Here is a 21964-nt window from a genome sequence, read left to right on the forward strand (position 1 = left end):
CCAGCGTTGACGGCCACAATGTCCCGAACGGAGGACAAGATGCGCTGTCGGCTCTGGGCTCGTTCGCGGGCGCCACGGGCGGACCGGCCGTCGCCTGTCCGCGACGGAACCGGTGAACTCAATGCACTTTCGGCCAGTGGCCTGTCGTGCACAGTTGGTCTCCAGTTCGCCCAGGCCTACCGAGACGCCCGCCCGCAAGCCCCTACGACTCTGCAAGCGATCCGATATTCCTTGGCTTGACACAAGTCTAAGCAAACCTCTCCCGCCGTTTAGGGGATACCCGGAGTTCTTGAGACCAGCTCCGTCGCTTGAACCAAAGGGTTAGATGGGCTCTTTCGCCAGTTTCGGCAAAGGAACCGGTTGGTTTAGGCACTGCCACACCACAGAATGCGCCCCTCTCCCACCTGGGAGTGGCGTAAAACCCCCAACACTGGTGCAATCAAGCGGTTCTAGGGCCTTTAGGCGGATCTAGGACACAATTTGGCTAATTCGGGCCTTGTAGCGGACTCTGTCCAAGGACGGACGTCGCCTAACTGCCCGGTTCGGCGATTCAGGCCGTCAGATCGGTCACTACCTTGCCCACTACACGGCGGTCTGCGATGTCTTGAAGGGCCCGTGGGGCGTCGCTGAAGGCATACGGGGGGTGCAACAGGGGGTCTACTGCGCCTTCGTCGGCTAGGGCGAACAGGGCTTCCATCTGGCGGCCCAGCGACGCTGGATCTCGGGCTAGTGAGGCACCCCAGTGGACTCCCACTACCGAGTAGTTCTTGAGCAGCACGTGGTTGGTGGCCAGCTCGGGGATGCCGGCTACGAAGCCGATGACCAGCAGGCGCCCGTCCCAGGCCATGCATCGTCGAACCTGTTGGAAGGTCTCTCCCCCTACCGGGTCGTAGGCCACGTCCACGCCGTTGCCGTCGGTCAGTTCCCGAACCCGGGCCACCAGGTCGTCGACTTCGCGGTGGTCGATCACTTCGTCGGCACCCAGGCCGGTACAGGCCGCCACCTTTTCCGGTCCGCCAGCCACCGCAATGACCCATGCTCCGGCGGCCTTGCCCAGTTGGATGGCTGCCGAGCCCACACCGCCCGCGGCCCCGGTGACCAGCAGCGTTTCCCCGGGCGCCAGATGGGCCCGGTCGTGGAGGGCGAACCAGGTGGTCCCGTAGTTCATGGGCACGGCGGCCGCTTTGGTTGATGCCAGAACGTCGGGCACCTCGAACACGCTGGACGCCGGCAGGACCAGCCGTTCGGCCAGCCCTCCGCCTAGGGCCACCACCCGGCGGCCCAAAATCGCCGAGTCAACGTCGTCGCCCACTGCCGAAACCCGGCCCGCCGTCTCACTACCCGGGGTGAAGGGCAACGGGGGCTTCACCTGGTACTCGCCTCGGCACTGCAGGACGTCGGGGAATGCCAGACCTACCGCCTCCACGTCCACGACCACCCGGCCGGGACCGACGTCGGGGTCGTCGATTTCGTCGAGGACCATGCAGTCGATCGGGTCGCCTAGTTCGTGGACTTGCCATGCACGCATGGTGACGACGGTACCCGTGGGACTCGAAGCTCCCCGTAGCGGGTCAAGCCAGATCCGCGGGAGCGTGAACTGCTCGGAGCTGGGTCTAGTCAGCCCCGCAGGGTGGCGGGCAGCGCATCCTGCACGGCGTCGATGCAACGCTGCCGCACCTCGGCGACCTCACCGTCGGTGAGGGTTCGGTCGTCGGACTGGAAACGCAGCGTGAAGGCCAGGCTGCGCCTTCCGTCGGCCACCGGCGCCCCCCGGAAAACGTCGAACAGGGTGAGGTCGGCCAATAGGCCCCCGGCGGCCTCGCGTAGGTGGGTTTCCACGTCAGCGGCCGGCGTGGCCTCGTCCACCTCGAACGCCAGGTCGATGTCTGATGACGGGTACCGGCTCACCGGGCGGTAAGGGCGGCCTCCGTGGGGAAGGCCAAGGAGGACCTCGAGGTCGACTTCCAGCCATCCCACCCGTTCGCCCACCCCGAAGGCGTCCAGCACCCCGGGGTCCACCTCACCCACGTAGCCCACCGGCACGCCGTCCACGTCGATTCGTGCTGTCCGGGTGGGATGCAATCCGGGGGTGACTTGGGCTGTTAGGTGGTAGTGGCGGGCATCCAGAGCATCAGCGAGGGCTGAGAACACTCCCACGGCGGCTCCGGCATCCTGACCGGCTAGGGCCACGGCCAGGTGCTCGCGCTCGTCCGGTAGCGGCTGGTCGCCGTCTGGACGCCGGTAGACGTGGCCTACCTCGAATACCCCCAGGCTGTGCAGTCGGTGCGAGGCGTTGTAGGCCAGTGTCTTGAGGATTCCGGGGCGTAGCGAGGCCCGCATGACTGATTCCTCGGCCACGAGCGGGTTGGACACCGTGATCCCGTCGGGCTCCAGGCCGGCCCGTTCCAGGTCGCCCGGAGCCAGGAAGGGCACCGGCATGACCTCATCAAGACCCATGCCCACCATGGCTGACCGCACGGCCCGCCGGTCGGCCTGGTACGGGGTTAGGGATCCGGTGAGGGTCGACTGGGGGACGGTCCGGGTAATCCGGTGGTAGCCGTGGATACGGGCCACCTCTTCCACTACGTCGATCTCGGTGGCGCTGTCCGGCCGGAAACTCGGGATGTCCACGTCCAGGTCGTCGCCGGCCGGTCGGGTGGAGAACTCGATGGACTCCAGCAGCCCGGCCACCTCGTCGCGTTCTAATCCCGTCCCCAGAAGGCTGTTGACCCGGTCGGTCCGCACCCGGATTGTCTCCCGGGTTGGCGTGTTGCCCCGCACGTCCACCATGCCGGGAGCCAGGGTGGCTCCCGACTCGGCTAAAAGTTCGGCGAAGCGGCGCATGGCCAGGTCGGCCACCTCGGGGTCGGCACCCCGCTCGAAGCGGGCCGACGCCTCGCTGCGCAGGCCAAGGCGTCGAGCCGACCGGGTGATGGATATTGGGTCCCACCAGGCCATCTCGAGGGCCACGCTGGTTGTTGACCCACTGATTTCGGTCGACGCTCCGCCCATGATCCCAGCGATGCCGATGGCTTCGTCGTTTCCGTCGGCGATCACCCCGTCGGCGGCTGACAGGGTCCGGACTATCCCGTCCAGGGTCTCCACCGTCTCGCCTTCGGTGGCCCGGCGCACTCGCAGCGCGCCACCCTGCACAGCATCCAGGTCGTAGGTGTGGTTGGGTTGGCCCAGTTCCAACATCACGTAGTTGGACACGTCCACCACGCCGTTGATGGGCCGCATCCCAAGGGCGGTCAGCCGGTTGGCCATCCAGCGCGGTGACGGCCCTATCGAGACGCCGTCCAGCACCCGGACGGCGAACCGACCACACAGGTCGGGGTCCACCACCTCGACGGTAAGGCGCCGGGCGGCGTCTTGTCCCGCCTCGTCCGGTGACGGCTCAGGGCGGGCGAAGGGTACGCCTTGGCGAGCCGCCAGGTCTCGGGCTACGCCGGCCACCGACATGGCGTCGGGCCGGTTCGGGTTGACCTCCAGGTCGTAGAGCACGTCGGGGCGGAGCTCCAGGGCCTCGGCCAGGGGTCGTCCCAGCTCGTGGTCAGCGCCCAGGACCAGGATGCCCTCACCATCGGTACCCAGGCCGATCTCATCGGCCGCGCAGAGCATCCCGTTGGACCACTCGCCGCGCATCTTGCGTCGGGCAATCTCCATGCCGTTGGGCATCGTCGTCCCCAGGGTGGCCAGCGGAACGAGGTCGCCCACCGACATGTTGAACGCCCCGCAGCAGATCTGCAGCGCCTCACCATCGCCGGCGTCGACGTCCACTAGTTGGATGCGGTCGGCGTCCGGATGGGGGCGGAGTTCCAGCACTCGGGCCACCACCACGCCGTCCAGGCCGGCGCCCACCGTGGTGATCCCCTCGACGGCCAGGCCCAGCTCGCTGAGCTGGTCGCCGATCTCGCCGGGGTCGCCGGTCACGGGGGCGAACTCCTGCAGCCAGGACAGCAGGACCTTCACCGGTCACCACCACCCTGGGGTGTGAAAGCGCGCACGGGAGACATCAGAACTGCGACAGGAAACGGTGGTCGTTGCGGAACAGTTCGCGAAGGTCGTCAATTCCGTGGCGCATGAGTGCCAGGCGATCGAGGCCAAACCCGAAGGCGAAACCCGACCATTCCTCTGGATCCAAGCCGCAGGCCGCCAACACGTTGGGATGAACCATTCCGCAGCCGGCCAACTCCAGCCACGTTCCGTCGGGGCGGCGGATGTCGAACTCGGCCGACGGCTCGGTGAACGGGAAGTACGACGGTCGGAGCCGCGAGGTGAAGTCCCCGCCGAAGTAGGCCCGGGTGAAGGCCTCCAGGGTCCCGGCCAGGTCCCCGAAGGTGATGCCCCGGTCCACCACCAGGCCCTCGATCTGGTGGAACACCGGCATGTGGGTGGCATCTGCCGTGTCGCTGCGGAACACCCGTCCCGGCATGATCGAGTAGATGGGCGGCTCGCCGGCCTCCATGACCCGGATCTGGACCGGCGAGGTGTGGGTGCGTAGCAGGGTGCTGCCCGGTTCGCCGTGGTCCACGTAGAGGGTGTCGTACATGTCGCGGGCCGGGTGGTCGGGCGGGAAGTTGAGGGCACCAAAGTTGTGCCACTCGTCTTCGATTTCGGGACCCTCGGAGACCGTGTAACCCATCCCCACGAACAGGTCCTCGAGCCGCTCCCAGGTCTGGGTGACCACGTGGCGGTGGCCGAGGCGCCTACCTCGGTCTAGCTCCGTCAGGTCCAGGCGCTCCTCCTCCAGCTGTTCGGCCCGGGCCTCACCCTCTAGCGCCGATCGGCGGGCGGCCACTAGGGCCTCGATCTCGGCCCGTACCTCGTTCAGGCGCTGACCCACGGCCTTGCGCTCGTCCTCGTCGAGGCCGCCCAGGGTTTTCCGGGCCTCGGTCACCACCGACTGCTTCCCCAGCAGCTCGGAGTCCACGGTCCTTAGGGCATCGAGGTCGCCGGCTGCCGCGACGGCCGTCGCAGCTTCGGCGAGGTGCTGGTCCAGGTCGGGGGTCATCGGGTGCGGTGGCGGTCGGGGCTGGTGACGATCCACGCAGACTACGGGACGTGGTCGCGCTCCCCCATGACCGTTTCAGCCGGAGTCGCCGTCGACCTATCCGGACCCGGCGGCTAGGGCGTGGAGGGCCACCGACCCCGCCACGGCCACGTTGAGCGAGTCCACCCCGCCCACCGTGGGGATGGTGATCAGCCCGGTGCAGGCCTCCACCACCCCGGCGTCTAGGCCGTGGGGTTCGTTGCCCAAGATCAGGGCCACCGGGCCATCAGAGGGCACCTCGGTGGGCGGGATTCCGCCGTGGGGCACAGCCGCCCAGCAGGACACCCCGGCGTCGGTCAGGAGCCGGACGGCGGCGACCGGGTCGTCGATTGTGGCAATGGGCATCCGGAAGCTGGAGCCGGCGGCGGCCCGCACCAGCTTCGGGTTGTACGGGTCCACCCCGCCGACCATCAAGACCCCGGTGGCCCCGAAGGCCTCGGCTGATCGGACCAGGGTTCCGGCGTTGCCCGGGTCACCCAGTTCGGCCAGGACGACCAGCGGCCCCGACGTGGACGCCAGGGCCGCAGCCTCGACGTCGTGAAAGGCCACCTCGGCCAGGGCGGGCTGGGAGGAGCGGGTGCTGGCCAGTCCGTCGAACACCCGGTCGGGAACGAGAAAGGCGTCCACCCCGGCTCGCTGGACCAGCCGAACTAGGTCGTGACCGGCTGCCGAGGTCGGTAGCACTACCTGTCGAACGTCCCGGTCGGCGTCCAGCGCCTCGGCCACCAGAGTGGGTCCCTCGACGATGTAGGCCGCCTCGTCGTGGCGAAATCCGCGGTCGCGGGCCAACCGGCGCAGCCGTCGGCAGCGGGGGTTTCCCCCGGAGAGCTCCTCGACCATGGGTGGGTGTCCGTCCACCGATCGGTCTGACCGACGACGGGAGACGTCTCGGCGCTCAGGCCGCGTCGGCGGCCGTGGCCACCTCGACCAGGGCGGCGAAGGCAGCCGGCTCGGCCACCGCCAGGTCGGCCAACACCTTGCGGTCCACCTCGACGCCGGCCCGCTTCAGGCCGGCGATGAACACGCTGTAGCTGGTGCCGTGCTGGCGGCAGGCCGCGTTGATGCGCTGAATCCAGAGGCGACGGAACTGCCCCTTGCGGGCGCGGCGATCACGGAAGGCGTAGTTGCCCGAGTGCATCACCTGCTCGTTGGCGGCACGGAAGGTCCGGCTCTTGTCGCCGTAGTACCCCTTGGCCTGCTCTAGGACAGCCTTGTGCTTCTTCTTGTTCTGGACGGCTCGCTTGACCCTGGCCATCACGGTCTCCTTGTGGGCGTCGTCGTCGCCGTGCGACGGGTGTTCGGTCGTGTCGTATGGGGACCCGGTCCCCAGTTGTCGGCCACCGGTCGGGTGGCCCAGGTTCAGATTCCGAGTTGCTTTCGGACGGTCGAGGCGTTGGTCGGATCCACATCGAGCTGACGGCCGCGCCGCCGCTTCAGCTTCACCGCTTTCTTCACGTAGGTGCCCCGCTTCAGGCGACCGGTGCCGGTCACCTTGATGCGCTTGGCCATCCCCCGGTGGGTCTTCATCTTGGGCATGTGCTCTGCTCCGGTGTCTGGGTGTCGTTCTGTCTTGGTCGGCCCGGGCTCAGGGCGCCGGGTTGGGGTCCGTTACTGCTTCGCCGTCCTCGGCAGTCGCTTCCTCGGTTGTCGCTTCCTCGGTTGTCGCTTCCTCGGTTGTCGCTTCCTCGGCAGTCGCTTCCTCGGCAGTCGCTTCCTCCGTGGTGGCGTCCGGTTCCAGGGCCTCCTGATGCTCGGCGGCCGCCTCCCGCTGCCTGCGGGTGGCCTGGCCGGGAACCAGCACCATGGACATGTTGCGGCCCTCCAGCTTGGGGAACACCTCCACCCGACCGACGTGGGCCACCGCCTCGGCGACCCTGTCGAGGATGCGGCGCCCCAGTTGGGGGTGCTGCATCTCTCGGCCGCGGAACATGATCGTGACCTTGACCTTGCTGCCGTCGCCCAGGAACGCTTCCACCTTGCGGGTCTTGGTGGCGAAGTCACCGGGACCGATCTTCGGCCGGTACTTCATCTCCTTGACCAGAACGTGGGTCGACTTCCGGCGTGATTCCTTGGCCCGCTGGGACTGTTCGTACTTGAACTTCCCGTAGTCCATGATCCGGCAGACCGGTGGATCGGCCTTGTCGGCCACCTCCACTAGGTCGAGATCCATCTCCTGGGCCGCCGACAGGGCATCCGGTAGGGACTGGATCCCCATCTGCTCACCCTCTGGCGAGACGAGGCGGACCTGTCCGGCCCGGATGCGGTCGTTGACCCGTGGTTCCTGGTTGGTTGGGGCAGCTATCGGTCGTCACTCCTGTGCGTCACGCAGGCTCTCTCCTCGTGATTGAACATTGGGACAGCACCCTCCGAACCCCGACCGGGAAACGGCCCCGAAACGCGGAAACGGCGGGCGCCGGAAAGCCGACACCCGCCGAAGCGACCCCGGCGCCCCACGGCGGTATGCCGCAGACGTCGTGGATCCGACGAGAAGAAGACCCGAACCCGCTGTACGCGTGCCGGGTGGGGAGAACCCCACTTTCCCTTTAGTTGTGGCCCGTAGGCTACCGGTCCCGCATCGTTCCGGCACCAGCCGCCGGCCCGGCGGGTATCCCGCTCCCTCAAGGGAGCCCGACGACCAGGCGAGGAACCCCCATGAGCAGTCTCTGGACCCCCGGTGGGGAACATCCCGTCGAACCCTCCGAGTCCCCGCAGGATCCGCCAGTTGACCCCTCCCTGGAGGATCCCTCCCTGGAGGACCTGTCGCCGGAGGACCGTGAAAAGGTCGAGGCCATGGCCCGGGAAATGGCCGCCGTCCAAGAGCAGCTGGCCTCGACTCCAGCCTCCGTGGTGGTGGCCAACCACTTGATGGGTTTCTACGAGTTGGCGGCCATTCACCTGTCCCAGCAGCCGCCCAACTTGTCCGAGGCTTCGGTGGCTATCGACGCCCTGGCCGGCGTGGTCGACACGTTGCCCGGTCGCCTGGGCGAAGCCGAGGCGACCATGCGCGACGCCCTGCACCAGATCCGGCTGGCCTACGTGGCCGTCGAGAAGGCCATGAGGGAGACGACGGCCGACGACGGGGACGGGGCCGAAAACGAGACCGGAGACTGACCGGCCTGGCCCACCGAGACAGTCAGTGGACGATCTTGGAGAGCGGCAGTTCGATGATGTCGGTGGCCCCGGCATCACGTAGAGCCGGGATCAGCACGTTGATCTCCGATTTAGCCACCACGGTCTCCACGGCGAAGCCCGAACCGCCGAACAGTTCATTCACCGTCGGCGACTTCATCGACGGGATGAGGCCGATCACCGCGTCGAGATGGTCACCCACCACGTTCATCTTCACCAGGACCTTCCCCCGGGCCTCCAAAGTGCCCTGCAGGAGCCGGTGGAGTTGCTCCATAGCGTGGCGCTTGTCCGGGTCGGCATAGGCCTCAGGGTTGGCCACCAGCTCGGTGAAGCTGGTCAAGATGGTGTCGATGACCTTCAGGCCGGCGGCCCGCAGGGCGCGGCCGGTCTCGGTGATGTCGACCACCACGTCCACGATGTCGGGCACCTTGGCCTCGGTGGCCCCATACGAGAGCCGTATGTCGGCCTCCACGCCCTGCTCGGCGAAGAACCGGCGGGTCAGCTCCGGGTACTCGCTGGACACCCGGACTCCTGACGACAGGTCGGCTACCGACTCCACCGGCGAGTCGCCGGGAACGGCGACCACGATCCGCACCGGCCGGGCCGTCGCCTTTGAGTAGTGCAGTTCACCGAGCGAGACAACGTCGCTGCCCGTCTCCTGGATCCAGTCCCGACCGGTGATACCTAGGTCGAACAGGCCGTCAGCCACGTAGGTGGGGATCTCCTGGGGACGCAGGATGCGCACCTCGTCGATCCGGGGATCGTCAATCGTCGCCCGGTAGTCGACCGACGAGCTGCGGACCACTCCCAGGTCGGCGCCCTCAAACAGTTCGAGCGTCGACTTCTCCAGGGAACCCTTGGGCAGGACCAACTTCAGCACGGGCTGAACCTATCCGGTCCCCCGTCCAGCCCGCCCCCGGTTTTCTCGGACCGCTGCCGGGCTCAGCCGGCGTCCAGCACCAGATCGATGCGGAGGTCGTCGCCCAGTGGGGTCACGGCGGCGAACCGGCCCCTTCGCAGGTCGGCCATGATCGGCGCACCCGGGCCGGCCAGCAGGGGCCGCCCGTCGTCACCACCCATTAAGGCTGGCGCCAGGTAGATGATGTAACGGTCCACCAGGCCCTCACGGTGGAAGCGCCCTGCCACGTCAGCCCCGCCCTCCACCAGCAGCTGCAGCACGCCCTCGGATCCCAAACGGTCTAGGAGGTCGGCCGGCTGGCCGTGGTGCTCCTCGGCGGGGAGCACCCGGGCGCCCTCAGGGATGGTCCCCAGCACGACCCGGCGGGGCGCCTCTGCCCCGTCCGGCACAGGAGCGTCCCTCACGTCGAGGCGCGGATCGTCGGCCCGCACGGTGGCGGCTCCCACACACACGGCGTCGCTGGACACCCGCAGCAGGTGCACGTCGGCTCGGGCCTCGGCGCCTGTGATCCACCGGCTGGAGCCGTCGGGGGCGGCGATCCGGCCGTCCAGAGTGGCGGCTAGTTTCAGGACGACGTAGGGGCGTCCGGTGCGGCGCTGATGCAGGTAGGGGGCTAGCTGCCTGGCCACCTCGTCACCTAGCACGCCGACCTCCACGTCGATGCCGGCTGCCCTCAGTCTCTCCAGACCCCGACCGGAAACGTCGGGATCGGGATCGGACACCCCGACCACCACCCGGGCCACGCCGGAGGCCACGATGGCCTCGGTGCACGGGCCCGTCCGACCCTCGTGATCGCATGGCTCCAATGTCGTGACCAGTGTGGCGCCGGCCAGCGAGCCCGCCGCCTCGTCCAGGGCGGTGCGTTCGGCGTGAGCGCCACCCGGCGGCTCGGTGGCCCCTCGGGCCACGATCCGACCGTCGGCCACCACCACGGCACCCACCCACGGGTTGGGCGAGGTCCGGAGGCGAGCCGTGTCAGCCAGGGCCATCGCCTCTCGCATGGCCTGGCGGTCGTCGACACCGGGTCGTTCAGCCACCGGTCCCCGACCCCTCGCCTGACGGGTGTGGGTCGGCGTTGTCGACCAGCAGGCGCACGGCGTGAGGCACCACGTCGGCCACCGCCTCTAGGCACTCCACACAACCCTTCGCCGAACCCGGAGTGTTCAAGATCAGGGCCGTGCCTGCTGTGCCGGCCACGCCCCGGGACAGGCGACCTAAGGGGTTCACTAGCCGCATGGCCTCGGCTAGCCCGGGCGCCAAGCGGTCCACGACGGCCAGGGTGCCCTCAGGGGTGGCGTCGCGGGGCCCAAAGCCAGTGCCCCCGGTGGTCAGCACCAGGCCATGGAAGCCGTCCACGAGGGCCTGTAAAGCATGGGCCACCGCTTCAGCACCGTCGGCAGTCACCGCCGTCTCGACCACCGTCCAGCCCTCGGCTTCACAGCAAGCCACCAGGGCCGCTCCGGACCGGTCCTCTCGCACGCCGTGGAACACACCGTCAGACACGGTGAGCACCTTGACGGCCAGCGAAATGGCGTCGTGGTGCCCTTGGTCGCCCATGGGGCGAGGCTACCGGCGCACCCCGGGCTGGCCGGGACCGGTTAGACCATTCGGTAGCGGAAGACGGCCATCCCCTCGCTGTCTAGGTCCTGGGGCAGCAGCAAGCCGCCGGACCCGTGGTCGCCGTGGGGTCGCCATGGCCGACCCACCGGCTCGGGTTCGGCCCGTGGCTCGGCCTCGCGGAACCGGCGATCTACGCCGGCCGTTTCGGCCTCGGTCACCGTGCACACGCTGTAAACAAGTTGGCCGCCCGGTCGGACCAGGGCGGCGGCTCCGACTAACAGGTCGGCTTGCAGGAGGGCCAGGTCGGCCAAGTCAGCCTCGCCGCCCCGCCAGCGGGCGTCGGCCCGACGACGCAGGACCCCCAGTCCGGAACAGGGTGCGTCTACCAGCACCCGGTCGAACGACCCGGGCCGGAACGGTGGAGCGCGGCCGTCGCCCGCTACCAGGGCCACCGCGTGTCCGAGGCGGTCGGCGTTCTGGGCCACCAGGCCCAGTCGAGCCGGTCGTAGGTCGGCGGCCACTACCGAGGCTCCAGCGGCCGCCAGAGCCGTGGCCTTGCCCCCCGGGGCGGCACAGAGGTCCAGCACCCGTCCGCCGGGGACCAACCCTTCCCCGGTCAGGTCGGCCACCAACTGCGAGGCCCGGTCCTGGTAGTAGCCGTCGTCCCGGACCACGGCCGGGGCCGGACGGTTCATGGCAGCCAGGGCGGCCAGGGCGTCGTCCAAGCCCAGGTCGGCCACCAGGCGGTCGATCAGCCAGTCGGGGACGCTTAACTCGACGGCCGGGCCGGGCCAGGTCGGCTGGTAGTCGGCGACCCGCCGCAAGACCGCGTTGCACAGACCTTGGACCCGGCGGGGAGCGACCGCCACGGTGGCCGATACGGCGGCGTGAGGCGGAACTCCGGCCCAGTGCAGCTGGTATGCGCCCAGGCGGAGCACGGTCCGGACCTCGGGCTGGATGTCGTCGTGGAGGAAGCGGTCGATCAGGTGGTCGCAGGCCCGTCGCATCCGGGTAGTGCCGTAGACGAGGTCGGTGACGAAGGCCCGGTCCCGGCGGTCCAGGTCGCACCGGTCCAGGGCGGCCCGCAGGGCCAGGTTGGCGTAGGCGCCGCCCCGCTCGATTCGTCCTAGCACCTCGAGGGCCAAGCGCCGAGCGTCGTCCCCGCTCACCCGCCCAGCCGTTCGCCGGCCGCCGGCCGCGCTCCGGTCAACCAGGCCGAAGTGGCCATACGGGACCGGCTGGCTGGCTGGACCTCGACGAGGCGTAGGTCCCCTGCCCCGGTGGCCACCTGGTCGCCGACCAGGACCCCCGGCGCGGCGGTTGACAGGTCGTCGACCACCTCGGCCTCCCATACCTTCAGGTCGTCGCCCCGGTACGTGGTCCAGGCACCCCCGACGCGGACCACCCGGGCCAGTTCAGCGGCCGGCCGCCCCCAGTCCAGGTGCAAGTCCTCCCGTTTCACCTTGTGGGCGTAGGTGGCCTCGCCGGCCTGGGCCTCCGGGCTTCCCAGCCCGCCGGCCAAGGCGTCGACCAGCAGCGTCGCTCCGAGCTCGGCCAGGCGGTCCCGCAGGTCGGCCGCCGTGTCCGTCGGCCCGATGGGTGTCTCAACCCTGGCGTGGACGTCGCCAACATCCAGACCTTCGGCCAGGTCCATGAGGCACACCCCGGTTGTCGGATCGCCGGCCAGCAGGGCGCGCTCGATGGGGGCGGCGCCCCTCCAACGAGGAAGGAGCGAGAAGTGCAGGTTGACCATGGGAACCCGGGCCAGTAACTCGACGGGGACGATCTGCCCGAAGGCCACCACCACCCCGAGGTCGGCGCCGCAGTCGGCTACCGCCTCCAGGTCATGAGAAACCGGGATGCCCAGCTCGGCGGCCCGAGCGGCCACCGGGGTCGGGGTCGGAGCTGAGCGACGGCCCCGCCGACGGTCCGGTGAGGTCAACACCAGCACCACTTCGTGTCCCGCTCCGTGCAGGGCGTCCAGCGGCGGCACGGCCACCGCCGGGTTGCCGAGGTACACCAGCCGTCCGGGATGCGCCGGAGGCGGCGCGATCAGGGCAATCGCAGGCCCCCACCCGACGGGCCGCCACCGGCGGCCTCCACGCGGGCCATGGTCATCTCGCGCAGCACCCGTCGGGCGTCGCGTTGCTGGTCCTCGTCCAGGTGGTCGACAAGTAGCACGCCGTCCAGGTGGTCCATCTCGTGCTGGAACAGTCGGGCTTCTAGCTCGTCGGCCTCGATGGACACCTCGTTGCCGTCCAGGTCCACGCCCACCAGGTGAATCTGCTTGGGTCGGACGATCTCCCACGACAGGTCGGGAATCGACAGGCAGCCCTCGTCGAACGTCCACTCCCCGTCGGACTCCACGATCCGCGGGTTGAGAATGACCCCAGCTCCCTGGCCGTGGTCGTAGACGAAGAACCGCCTCTGGACGCCCACCTGTGGGGCAGCCAAACCGATGCCAGCCGCCTCGTACATAGTGGTGAACATGTCGTCGGTCAGGCGGACCAGCGCACTGTCCACGTCGGCTACGTCGGACGCCGGTTGGCGCAGGACCGGATCGCCGATGAGTCGGATCTCGTGGGGTGCCACGGGGGTAAGGCTACCGTCGGAGCCATGGAGGCCCGGATGCCCGACCGGTACCGCAGGTGAATGACGGCCAGTACTGGACCGACCGTCCCGAGGTGGCCTCGCGACCATCCGAGGTGGACCTGCTCCTCCCCGACGTCGACCTGCGTCTGGCCACCGACCGCGGGGTCTTCTCGACCGACCGGGTGGACCGCGGCACCCGCTATCTCCTTCTGGAGGGGCCTCCTCCGCCCACTGGCGCCGTCGACCTCCTGGACCTGGGCTGCGGGTACGGCCCTATCGCCTGCACGTTGGCCACCCGGTGCCCCGACGCCCGGGTGTGGGCGATCGACGTGAACGAGCGGGCACGGGACCTGTGCCGGGCTAACGCCGATGCGGCCGGCCTAACCAACGTCACGGTGGCCGCCCCCGACGAGGTCCCCGAGGAGATCCAGGTGGCCTCCCTGTGGTCCAACCCCCCGATTCGCATCGGCAAGGCAGCCCTGCACGATCTGCTGGAACGATGGCTAGACCGCCTGGCCCCGGATGGCACCGCCCATCTGGTGGTACAGCGCCACCTGGGAGCCGACTCGCTGGCCCGGTGGATGGACGACCAGGGCTGGTCCACCACCCGGCGGGCGTCGCGCAAGGGATATCGCCTGCTCGATGTGGCGGCTCGGAAGGCCCAGAGGGAGGACGTGCGGTGAAGAACCTTGACGGCACCGGCCTCAAGCGCCTACATCGCGACTGGCGGAGACGCCACGAACCCGAGGTGGCCTTGCTGCTGGACAGCGTCCAGACGCCCTACAACGTGGGGGCCATCCTGCGTACCGCCGCTGCCTACCGGGTCGCACACCTGTGGCTGGCCGGGGCCACCGCCGCCCCCACCCACGCCAAGACGGCCAAGACCGCCCTGGGAACCGGCCGCTACCTGACCTGGACGACTTGCGACGACGTCTCGGAGGCCATCGAGAGCATCCGGGCCGCCGGCTACGGACTGGTCGGGTTGGAGCTGGCCGACGAGGCGGTGCCCCTCCACGAGGCGCCGCTGCCCGAGAAGGCCTGCCTGGCCCTGGGCCACGAGGACCGCGGGCTATCAGCCGCCACCCTGGCCGCCTGTGACGTGGTGGCCTTTATCCCCCAACTGGGAAAAGTCGGCAGCCTTAACGTGGCCACGGCGGCCGGCATCGCCCTCTACGAGTTGAACCGCCGGAGCTGGTAGCCCGACCCCTCCCCACGGTCAGGCCCGGCGGGGGTCCACCTCGATCCGGAGCCGACCCGACGGGCGCTCTACCCCGGCTAGGACAGCGCTCAGGCTGTCGTGGTCGGCCGCCCGGACTAGCCACGCCCCGTCCCGGGGGCCCAAGACGTTGACGTCGTCAGGCGTGCCGAGCCGGGCCATGAACTCAGGGGCCACGGCGCCCGAGATGCGGGCCAAGGCCCCGTACGGGGGAAGCCCGAGGAGCATCCGCCGTTCCCGTTCCCCCTCGACCAGGCGCCCCGGATCAGCGTGCAGCACCGCCTGGAGTACCTCGTGGTCGGGCTGGCGGGTCTGGACCACCAGCCTCCCTCCGGCCTCCCGGGGACCCAATAGGCGAGCCGCACGGACTAGCAGGGCCACGGCCTGTTCGGCAGCCCGCATTCGGGGTGCCAAGAGCTCCTGGTCGAACTCCAGGAACACCACCCGGGCCACCCGCCGGTGGATTCGGTACAGCACGGCCTCGGTCCCCACGAACACCGAGGCCTCACCATCATCCACGTTGGTGGCCCCCGTGCCCGCCGTGACCTCCAGCACGGGACGCCCGGCCAGTGCCTCTAACTCCTCGCGGACCCGGGCTACGCCGGCCCGCAGGTTCCGGAACCGGGTGGCCCCGCAGGCGTCGCACACCACAGGCCGGCGGTCGTCATCCACCGGACAACGCAGCCGGTCGTCCTCGTCCTGGATTAGGGGCACTCGGTGCTGCTCACACCGGGCCAGCTCGCCGCAGCCGTGGCAGGCCAGCAACCGGGACCGGCCCTTCCGATTCAGGACGCATATCACGGGGTCACCGCCCTCGCCCCGCAGGACGGGCACCAGCGCTGGCGAGAACAGGCCCGACCGAGCCGAGTCGTCCTGCCGGCGGTCGACCAGGTCCAACACCGGCCATCCGGCCCGCTCTTCGGCCCGCGACGGGACCAAAAGGTGCCCCGCAGCCAGGGCCTCCAGCGTGGGGGCAGCTGAGGCCAGGACGCAAGGCACCCTGGCCCGACGGGCCCGCTCGACGGCCAGGTCCCGGGCGTTCCAGGTGGGGGCCCGCTCCTCCTGGTAGGCCTCGTCGTGCTCGTCCAGAACTAGCACAGCCCCCAGGTCCCGCACGGGGGCCAGAGCGGCGGCCCGGGATCCCACGACCAGCCCGCCACCGGCCGCCTGGGCCCAGTCGCGGGGCATGGAGGCCACCGGCAGGCCAGCCCGGCGGAGCTGTCCGGCCAAGCGGGAGGCGGCGGGGGCCGTCGGGACGAGCACTAGGGCGTCGCCTAGCCGGGCGGCAGCCAGTACCAGCGGCACCGGGTTGGCGGCCGGGGGCAGGCGGACCACCGTGGGGACCCCGTCGTCGCCGGCGAACGCCCCGTCGAACCAGTGTCCGGTGGCCTCGGGGACTATGGCCGGCGCCGGACCGGGGGCCGCGGCCTCAACCACCGTGGAGGGTGACGCTGTGGCCAGGAACCCCGACACCGGGCCGACCCACCGTCGGGCCGCCCAGCGGGCCAGGTCGATCAGGGCCGCTGAGGGTCCCATCCCGCTGAGTCGGGACAGGGGACGTAGTTCCACGCCGGCTGGGGGAACAACGTGGTCCTCCACCACCCAGCCCCCCACCCGGCGGCCGCCTAGGACCACCCGTACCCGGCTGCCTACTCCGAGGCTTTCGGCCCGTCCGTCGTCTCCCCAGGCCGGAGGCACGAGGTAGTCGAAGGCCCGGCCGACAGCGGCCACGTCGGGCAGCACCCGGACTACCCGGTCAGGGGGGTCCGGGGAAACGGCATCGTCAACTCCCTTGGAGGCGTCGACCGGCGACTCCTCTTCAGCGGGAACCACGTCGGCGGTCATGCCGTCGTCGAGGTCTAACCGACCCTGGTCGGCAGCCCCTCCGGTCATGCCGGGTGTCGGGTCAGGACAGGTCGAGGGCCGACCGGACGTCGTCCACCCGATCAGTCGCTTCCCACGGGAACCCGTCCCGTCCGAAGTGTCCGTATGCGGCGGTCCTCCGGTAGATCGGCCGCTTGAGGTCCAGGTCACGAATGATGGCCGCCGGCCGAAGGTCAAAGACTTCCTGCACACAGGCTGCGATGCGGGTCGGGTCCACGGTTTCGGTCCCGAACGTCTCGACCAGAACGGACACCGGATGGGCCATCCCGATGGCGTAGGCCACCTGGAGTTCGCAGCGGCTGGCCGCGCCGGCCGCCACCAGGTTCTTGGCCACCCAGCGGGCAGCGTAAGACGCCGATCGGTCGACCTTCGACGGGTCCTTACCCGAGAAGGCGCCGCCGCCGTGCCGGGCCATGCCGCCGTAGGTGTCGACCACGATCTTGCGGCCGGTCAGGCCGGTGTCGCCTACTGGGCCGCCGATCACGAAGCGGCCCGTCGGGTTGACGTGGACCTCGAAGTCGTCGTCGGAGAAGGCCTCCGGGATGACCGGTCGGATGATCTGCTCCACGAGGTCGGGGCGGATCATGGAGTCTCGGTCGATCCCATCGTTGTGCTGGGTGCTCACTAGCACGGTGTGTAGGCGAACCGGCCGGTTGCCCTCGTAGTCGAAGGTGACCTGGGTCTTGGCGTCGGGACGCAGGTAGGGGATGGTTCCGGCCTTTCGGACCTCGGCGTGCCGCTCGGCCATGCGGTTGGCCAGGTGGATGGGCAGCGGCATCAGGACGTCGGTCTCGTCGCAGGCGTATCCGAACATCATCCCCTGGTCGCCGGCGCCCTGGCGGTCCAGGTCGTCGTCGTCCGAGGAGCCGGTCCGGGCCTCCTCCGAGTCGTCCACACCCCGGGCGATGTCGGTGGACTGGGCGTCAAGAGCGACCATTACGCCGCAGGTCCGGCCGTCGAACCCGAAGTCCTCCCGGTCGTAGCCAATCTCGCAGACGGTGTCCCTCACGGTCTCAGGGATGTCCACATAGTCCGTCGTGGTGACCTCGCCAGCCACCACGACCATGCCAGTGGTAATCAGGGTCTCGCAGGCCACCCGGCTGTTCGGGTCTGTGGTCAGCATGGCGTCCAGCACGGCGTCCGAGATCTGGTCGGCCATCTTGTCTGGATGGCCCTCGGTGACCGATTCCGAGGTGAAGGTCCAGTTGTCGCTCATCTGGCGTCTCCGTTTCCGGTCCGGTTCGTCTTGTGGACGGCCAGGGCGGCGTCCAACACGACGCCGGCCACCTCCCGCTTGTCGGCCAACGGCACCTCCCGTACACCGCCGCCGGCATCCAGGACCAGCACGGCGTTGGTGTCGTGCTCGAACCCCACCTGGGGGGCCGACACGTCGTTGGCCACGATCAGGTCGATCCCTTTCGCGGCCAGCTTCGCCGCCGCATTCTGGCGCAGATCTCGGGTCTCTGCCGCGAACCCCACCAGCACCTGTCCGTTGCTCCGGGACCGACCCAGCTCGGCGAGAATGTCGACTGTGGGCTCCAGGCGGATCTCGGCCGGGCCGTCGCCCTTCTTGATCTTCTCGGTGGCCACCTCGACTGGTCGGAAGTCGGCTACGGCGGCTGCCATGAGGACGATGTCGGCGTCGACGGCCTGGGCGGCTACCGCGGCAGCCATCTCGGCCGCTGTGTCGACCGCCGTGACGTCAATGCCCGGGCCGGCGGGCGCCGTGCCTGGCTGGGTGGTCACGCAGCGGACCTGGGCCCCGCGGGCGGCCGCCTCGGCCACCAGGGCGTGGCCCTGCTTGCCCGAGGACCGGTTGCCCAGGAACCGGACCGGGCAAATCGGCTCCCGGGTCCCTCCGGCCGTCACCAGCACGGTCAGGCCGGCCAGGTCGCCACCGGCGTCGCCCCGGGTGGCCCCCAGGACCTCCTCGGCAGCGGCCACCACGGTGGCCGGGTCGGCTAGACGGCCCGCTCCGACGTCGCCGCCGGCCAGGCGCCCGTCCTCGGGTCCAACGACGGTTACGCCCCTTGACGCCAGGACGCCCACGTTCTCCTGAATCGAGGGCTGCTCCCACATTTCGGTGTGCATGGCCGGACACACGATGACCGGCGCCCGGGTGGCCAGCAGGGTGGCTGTCAGGAGGTCCCCTGAACGGCCCGTCCGGTAGTCGGACAGTAGGCGGGCCGTGGCCGGGCACACCACGACCAGATCGGCCCCCTGGCCCAAGCGGGTGTGCGGGATCGGGTGGGGTTCGTCCCACAGGGACGTCTGGACGGGCTCCGACGCCAGAGCGTCAAAGGTGGCCCGACCCACGAAGTGGAGGGCTCCCTGGGTGAGAACCGGTGCCACGTGGGCACCAGCGTCGACCAGGCGCCGACAGACCTCGACGGCCTTGTAGGCGGCGACGCCCCCGGTGACCCCGAGAACGATCCGGCGTCCGGCGAGTGATCCCATGGTGGCTGCCCCGGGGGGCGGGGGATCAGGCGCCCTCGTCGCCCTCGGCCTCGGCCTCGGGCACCGCGCCCTCGGGGAGGTCCTCGCCCGACTGGTCAGCCAACTCGGCGTCGATGGCGTCCAGCAGGGTGTCCACGTCCTCCGGCTCGTCCGGCGGCTCCACAGCTTCGATTTTGCCCGCCGCTAGTTCCTCGAAGGCGATGGACAGCGGCTTTCGCGACGTCGAGGTGACCTGCGGCGGGATCGACGCCCCTAGACCCTCGCCTAGCTGACCGAAATAGGAGTTGATCTGCCGGGCGCGCTTGGAACTCACTGTGACCAGGCGGAACTTGGAGTCGGCCGTCTCGAGAAGTCCCTCGATCGCCGGGTTGACCATGCTGTCGTGACGCTGCACTTGGATCCTCTGCGTTCCTCAGGGTGCCGGTCCCTGCGACCGGGACTCCCGACCGGACGACCCCGACTCGTGTGTGGGGCGGCCGAACGGCTCCTCACGGTACCAGCGGGACCGTCCGAACCCTCGAACAACGCCCCGGGCCAGGTGGGGCGAATCCCTGATGGCGACCCCGACACTTTGGTGGTTAGCCGTTCGACCTGCGGTGCTCTCCGATCAGACTGGCGATCCGTGCCACGGCCTCGTCCAGGTTGTCGTTGATGACCCGGAGGTAGCCCAGCTGCTCGGCCTCACCACGTTCCCGCGTCGCCTCTCGCACCCGGGTCTCTGCTTGTTCGACGCTTTCACCTCGACCCACTAGGCGGCCTACCAGCTCCTCATCGTCCGGGGCGTCCACGAACAGGCAGAGGGCGTCGGGGAGTCGCTCAAGGACCTGCCGGCCTCCAGCCACGTCGATTTCCAGGAGAAGGTCTCGTGGGTCGTCGATATCGGGGGTCGGCGTTCCGTAGAGGCAACCCAGGAACTCGTTCCACTCCAGGAAACCACCCTCGTCTCGACGCGCTTCGAAGGTGGCTCGGTCCACGAAGACGTAGGCGTCAGAAACGTCGTCAACCCGCCGTTCACGGCTGGTCCAGGACCGACTCAGGGCCAGGCGGTCGTCTCCCTCAACCAGGGCCCGGGCAATCGTGCCCTTCCCCGCACCGCCCGGGCCGGAGAGCACCACCACCAACGGCATCCGGGTGTCGGGGTCCTCCCCCACCGGCCGGCCGTCCGTCTGGGAGCTGGTGTCAGCCGAAACGCGCCACCAACTCGGCTCGCTGTTGGGAACCGAGGCCCCGCAGGCGGCGGCTATCACTGATCCCAACCTCGTCCATGGTCCGGCGGGCCTTCACCTTGCCCAGCTTGGGCAGCGCCTCCAGGACGGACAGCACCTTCATCTTGGCCAGGATCCTGTCGTTGTCAGACCGATCCAGCAACTCGGACAGGGACAGCGTCCCCATCTTGAGAAGCTCCTTGATCTCGGCCCGCACCCGTCGGGCCTCGGCCGCCTTTGCCAGGGCGGCTCGTCGTTGTTCGTCGGTGAGTTGAGGAAGTCCTGCCATGGCCAGGACCCTAGTAGGAGCGGCGGACTGGTGTGGACGACCCGGGATCGGCCAGCCGCGTGTCGCTCAGCCGGCTAGGTGGGCGGCCAAGTCCGTGGCCGCCTGGACCGGATCGTCGGCGGCCGTCACGGCCCGGCCTACCACCAGGAGATCGGCCCCGGCGGCCAGGGCCTCACGGGGCGTGGCTACCCGGGCCTGGTCGTGAGTTGCCCCGCCAGGCATCCGGATCCCCGGCACCACTCTGACCAGCCGGTCCGACCAGGGGTCGGTAGTCGGGAGGTCCGGAGCGGCGCACACGATCCCCTCGCAGCCGCTAGTGGCCGCCAGCTCGCACCGGGCGGTGAGGACGTCGGCGCCTGCCACATCGTCGCTGGTCAGGACGGTCACTCCCAACGCTCCGGGGACCGCGGCCCCCACGCTGGCTGCCCCCTCGGTCAGCCCCGCCACGGCAGCCTGCAGCATCGGAGCGCCGCCCGAGGTGTGCACGGTCACCCACCGCGCCCCCGAGGCACCCAGCACCCTGGCGGCACTCCGCACGGTGTTGGGGATGTCGTGCAGCTTGAGGTCACAGAACACATCGAAGCCGGATTCCGCGAACGTTGCCACGGCCTCCGGCCCGGCGGCTGAGAACAGCTCCAGGCCCACCTTGACTGTGCCGAACCACGGGGCCAGCAGGTCGGCGGTCCGCCGGGCGGCCACCAGGTCGTCCACGTCCAGGACTAGGCACAGCCGGCGCCGGACCTCCTCGGGCACCTCGTGGTCAGCCATGGGCCACTCCGATCAGCTCGTCCAGGGCGATCACCCCGCGACGGTCACACCACCGGCCGAGGTCCCGCAGGATCCGGGCCGGCGCCCGGGGATCAGCGAAGGTTGCCGTGCCTACCTGCACGGCCGAGGCACCAGCCAGAAGGAACTCCACGGCATCCTCGGCGCTGGCCACGCCGCCCACCCCAATGATGGGCACCTCTGGCAGCGCCTCCCGGGTGTCAAAGACGGCCCTGACGGCCACCGGCCGGATGGCCGGTCCGCTGAGGCCTCCTCGACCGGCGCCCAGCAGGGGCCGGCGGGACTCCGTGTCGATGACCATGCCCAGCACCGTGTTGGCCACGGTGACCGCTTCGGCCCCCGCCGACACGGCGGCCGCCGCCATCTCAGGCAGCTCCGGGGTGTTCGGGCTGAGCTTGGCCCACCGGGGACGCCCGGCGGCCGCTGCGGCGTCAACCACAGCCGCCGTGGCGACGGCCGAGTGGGCGAACAGGGCCCGCCGGTCCTCCAGATTCGGGCACGAGGCGTTGACCTCCACGGCTACCACTTCGGGCGGGGCGTCGGCCAGTAGTTCGGCGGCTCGGGCGAACTCGTCGACTGTGCGCCCCCAGATGCTGGCCACCACCCGGGCTCCCGTCGCCGCCAAGGCAGGCAGGTCGTGAGTTAGCCAGGCCTCCACCCCGGGGCCCTGAAGGCCAACGCTGTTCAGCATGCCGGCCGGCGTGGCGTGCACCCGGGGGGCCGGGTTCCCCTCCCAGGGCTCGGCGTGCAGGGACTTCACAATCACCGCACCCAGGGAGGCCAGGTCCAGGTGGTCGGCCAGCTCGTGGCCGTAGCCGGCGGTACCCGAGGCGGTCAGGACGGGATTGGGGAACACGACCGACCCGACTCGGGT

The 21964-nt window shown here is 69.8% G+C and carries 24 protein-coding genes; 3 read left to right on the forward strand and 21 right to left on the reverse strand.

Annotated features, from left to right (window positions below):
• Positions 1 to 550 precede the first annotated feature (550 nt).
• The 7 genes from MK181_06015 to infC all read right to left on the reverse strand — a co-directional run bounded on the left by MK181_06015 (position 551) and on the right by infC (position 7355).
• Positions 551 to 1528 (reverse strand): NADPH:quinone oxidoreductase family protein, encoded by a 978-nt coding sequence (locus tag MK181_06015; GenBank protein ID MCH2419353.1) that lies wholly within the window; start codon positions 1526 to 1528, stop codon positions 551 to 553.
• An 89-nt stretch (positions 1529 to 1617) separates the two neighbouring features.
• Positions 1618 to 3972: a phenylalanine--tRNA ligase subunit beta gene (gene pheT, locus MK181_06020; GenBank protein ID MCH2419354.1), complete on the reverse strand. Its 2355-nt coding sequence runs from the start codon at positions 3970 to 3972 to the stop codon at positions 1618 to 1620.
• A 43-nt stretch (positions 3973 to 4015) separates the two neighbouring features.
• On the reverse strand, positions 4016 to 5050 hold the full coding sequence (pheS, locus tag MK181_06025) for a phenylalanine--tRNA ligase subunit alpha (GenBank protein MCH2419355.1): 1035 nt from the start codon (positions 5048 to 5050) through the stop codon (positions 4016 to 4018).
• A gap of 60 nt (positions 5051 to 5110) precedes the next feature.
• Positions 5111 to 5911, reverse strand: a complete 801-nt coding sequence (locus MK181_06030; protein MCH2419356.1) for an RNA methyltransferase — start codon at positions 5909 to 5911, stop codon at positions 5111 to 5113.
• A gap of 37 nt (positions 5912 to 5948) precedes the next feature.
• A complete protein-coding gene (rplT, locus tag MK181_06035) occupies positions 5949 to 6308 on the reverse strand; it encodes a 50S ribosomal protein L20 (GenBank protein MCH2419357.1) in 360 nt (119 codons plus the stop codon).
• Between the two features lie 104 nt (positions 6309 to 6412).
• Positions 6413 to 6589 (reverse strand): 50S ribosomal protein L35, encoded by a 177-nt coding sequence (locus MK181_06040; protein MCH2419358.1) that lies wholly within the window; start codon positions 6587 to 6589, stop codon positions 6413 to 6415.
• A gap of 49 nt (positions 6590 to 6638) precedes the next feature.
• Positions 6639 to 7355: a translation initiation factor IF-3 gene (infC, locus tag MK181_06045; GenBank protein ID MCH2419359.1), complete on the reverse strand. Its 717-nt coding sequence runs from the start codon at positions 7353 to 7355 to the stop codon at positions 6639 to 6641.
• 350 nt (positions 7356 to 7705) lie between these two features.
• Here infC and MK181_06050 point away from each other — a divergent pair, with 350 nt between their 5' ends.
• Positions 7706 to 8164 (forward strand): DUF1844 domain-containing protein, encoded by a 459-nt coding sequence (locus MK181_06050; GenBank protein ID MCH2419360.1) that lies wholly within the window; start codon positions 7706 to 7708, stop codon positions 8162 to 8164.
• 22 nt (positions 8165 to 8186) lie between these two features.
• Here MK181_06050 and hisG read toward each other — a convergent pair whose 3' ends face one another.
• The 6 genes from hisG to def form a co-directional block, all read right to left on the reverse strand.
• A complete protein-coding gene (gene hisG / locus MK181_06055) occupies positions 8187 to 9062 on the reverse strand; it encodes an ATP phosphoribosyltransferase (GenBank protein MCH2419361.1) in 876 nt (291 codons plus the stop codon).
• 62 nt (positions 9063 to 9124) lie between these two features.
• A complete protein-coding gene (ribD, locus tag MK181_06060; GenBank protein ID MCH2419362.1) occupies positions 9125 to 10138 on the reverse strand; it encodes a bifunctional diaminohydroxyphosphoribosylaminopyrimidine deaminase/5-amino-6-(5-phosphoribosylamino)uracil reductase RibD in 1014 nt (337 codons plus the stop codon).
• Positions 10131 to 10658, reverse strand: coding sequence for a MogA/MoaB family molybdenum cofactor biosynthesis protein (locus MK181_06065; GenBank protein MCH2419363.1), 528 nt, complete (start codon positions 10656 to 10658; stop codon positions 10131 to 10133). Before MK181_06065 ends, ribD begins: the two co-directional genes overlap by 8 nt.
• A gap of 41 nt (positions 10659 to 10699) precedes the next feature.
• Positions 10700 to 11830 (reverse strand): methyltransferase domain-containing protein, encoded by a 1131-nt coding sequence (locus tag MK181_06070; protein MCH2419364.1) that lies wholly within the window; start codon positions 11828 to 11830, stop codon positions 10700 to 10702.
• Positions 11827 to 12681: a methionyl-tRNA formyltransferase gene (gene fmt / locus MK181_06075; protein MCH2419365.1), complete on the reverse strand. Its 855-nt coding sequence runs from the start codon at positions 12679 to 12681 to the stop codon at positions 11827 to 11829. The genes MK181_06070 and fmt overlap by 4 nt, the downstream gene beginning before the upstream one ends.
• 32 nt (positions 12682 to 12713) lie before the next feature.
• Complete coding sequence (gene def, locus MK181_06080) at positions 12714 to 13253, reverse strand: peptide deformylase (protein ID MCH2419366.1); 540 nt, start codon at positions 13251 to 13253, stop codon at positions 12714 to 12716.
• A gap of 56 nt (positions 13254 to 13309) precedes the next feature.
• Here def and MK181_06085 point away from each other — a divergent pair, with 56 nt between their 5' ends.
• Positions 13310 to 13936, forward strand: a complete 627-nt coding sequence (locus MK181_06085) for a class I SAM-dependent methyltransferase (GenBank protein MCH2419367.1) — start codon at positions 13310 to 13312, stop codon at positions 13934 to 13936.
• Entirely contained in the window at positions 13933 to 14451 is a 519-nt protein-coding gene (locus MK181_06090) for a hypothetical protein (protein MCH2419368.1), read from the forward strand. Before MK181_06085 ends, MK181_06090 begins: the two co-directional genes overlap by 4 nt.
• An 18-nt stretch (positions 14452 to 14469) precedes the next feature.
• On the opposite strand, the gene MK181_06095 is transcribed toward MK181_06090, so the two are convergent.
• The 8 genes from MK181_06095 to MK181_06130 all read right to left on the reverse strand — a co-directional run bounded on the left by MK181_06095 (position 14470) and on the right by MK181_06130 (position 21946).
• Entirely contained in the window at positions 14470 to 16362 is a 1893-nt protein-coding gene (locus MK181_06095; GenBank protein MCH2419369.1) for a hypothetical protein, read from the reverse strand.
• A 13-nt stretch (positions 16363 to 16375) separates the two neighbouring features.
• Positions 16376 to 17569, reverse strand: coding sequence for a methionine adenosyltransferase (gene metK / locus MK181_06100; protein ID MCH2419370.1), 1194 nt, complete (start codon positions 17567 to 17569; stop codon positions 16376 to 16378).
• A complete protein-coding gene (gene coaBC / locus MK181_06105) occupies positions 17566 to 18810 on the reverse strand; it encodes a bifunctional phosphopantothenoylcysteine decarboxylase/phosphopantothenate--cysteine ligase CoaBC (GenBank protein ID MCH2419371.1) in 1245 nt (414 codons plus the stop codon). The genes metK and coaBC overlap by 4 nt, the downstream gene beginning before the upstream one ends.
• A 25-nt stretch (positions 18811 to 18835) precedes the next feature.
• Complete coding sequence (rpoZ, locus tag MK181_06110) at positions 18836 to 19204, reverse strand: DNA-directed RNA polymerase subunit omega (GenBank protein MCH2419372.1); 369 nt, start codon at positions 19202 to 19204, stop codon at positions 18836 to 18838.
• A gap of 184 nt (positions 19205 to 19388) precedes the next feature.
• Positions 19389 to 19961 (reverse strand): hypothetical protein, encoded by a 573-nt coding sequence (locus MK181_06115; GenBank protein ID MCH2419373.1) that lies wholly within the window; start codon positions 19959 to 19961, stop codon positions 19389 to 19391.
• Positions 19962 to 19989: 28 nt separating this feature from the next.
• Positions 19990 to 20304, reverse strand: a complete 315-nt coding sequence (locus MK181_06120; protein MCH2419374.1) for an integration host factor — start codon at positions 20302 to 20304, stop codon at positions 19990 to 19992.
• Positions 20305 to 20370: 66 nt separating this feature from the next.
• Positions 20371 to 21072 carry an orotidine-5'-phosphate decarboxylase gene (gene pyrF / locus MK181_06125; protein MCH2419375.1) on the reverse strand — a complete coding sequence of 234 codons (702 nt, stop codon included), beginning with the start codon at positions 21070 to 21072 and terminating at the stop codon, positions 20371 to 20373.
• Positions 21065 to 21946 carry a dihydroorotate dehydrogenase gene (locus tag MK181_06130; GenBank protein ID MCH2419376.1) on the reverse strand — a complete coding sequence of 294 codons (882 nt, stop codon included), beginning with the start codon at positions 21944 to 21946 and terminating at the stop codon, positions 21065 to 21067. Before MK181_06130 ends, pyrF begins: the two co-directional genes overlap by 8 nt.
• Positions 21947 to 21964 lie beyond the last annotated feature (18 nt).

The sequence above is a fragment of the Acidimicrobiales bacterium genome (assembly GCA_022452035.1).
Classification (GTDB): domain Bacteria; phylum Actinomycetota; class Acidimicrobiia; order Acidimicrobiales; family MedAcidi-G1; genus UBA9410.

Excerpts from the sequence above, each read along its gene's own strand:
- MK181_06015 (MCH2419353.1), bottom strand. The coding sequence starts at position 1,528 with ATGCGTGCATGGCAAGTCCACGAACTAGGCGACCCGATCGACTGCATG.
- rplT (MCH2419357.1), bottom strand. The coding sequence starts at position 6,308 with ATGGCCAGGGTCAAGCGAGCCGTCCAGAACAAGAAGAAGCACAAGGCT.
- MK181_06040 (MCH2419358.1), bottom strand. The coding sequence starts at position 6,589 with ATGCCCAAGATGAAGACCCACCGGGGGATGGCCAAGCGCATCAAGGTG.
- MK181_06050 (MCH2419360.1), top strand. The coding sequence starts at position 7,706 with ATGAGCAGTCTCTGGACCCCCGGTGGGGAACATCCCGTCGAACCCTCC.
- MK181_06065 (MCH2419363.1), bottom strand. The coding sequence starts at position 10,658 with ATGGGCGACCAAGGGCACCACGACGCCATTTCGCTGGCCGTCAAGGTG.
- MK181_06095 (MCH2419369.1), bottom strand. The coding sequence starts at position 16,362 with ATGACCGGAGGGGCTGCCGACCAGGGTCGGTTAGACCTCGACGACGGC.
- metK (MCH2419370.1), bottom strand. The coding sequence starts at position 17,569 with ATGAGCGACAACTGGACCTTCACCTCGGAATCGGTCACCGAGGGCCAT.
- coaBC (MCH2419371.1), bottom strand. The coding sequence starts at position 18,810 with ATGGGATCACTCGCCGGACGCCGGATCGTTCTCGGGGTCACCGGGGGC.
- MK181_06120 (MCH2419374.1), bottom strand. The coding sequence starts at position 20,304 with ATGGCAGGACTTCCTCAACTCACCGACGAACAACGACGAGCCGCCCTG.
- pyrF (MCH2419375.1), bottom strand. The coding sequence starts at position 21,072 with ATGGCTGACCACGAGGTGCCCGAGGAGGTCCGGCGCCGGCTGTGCCTA.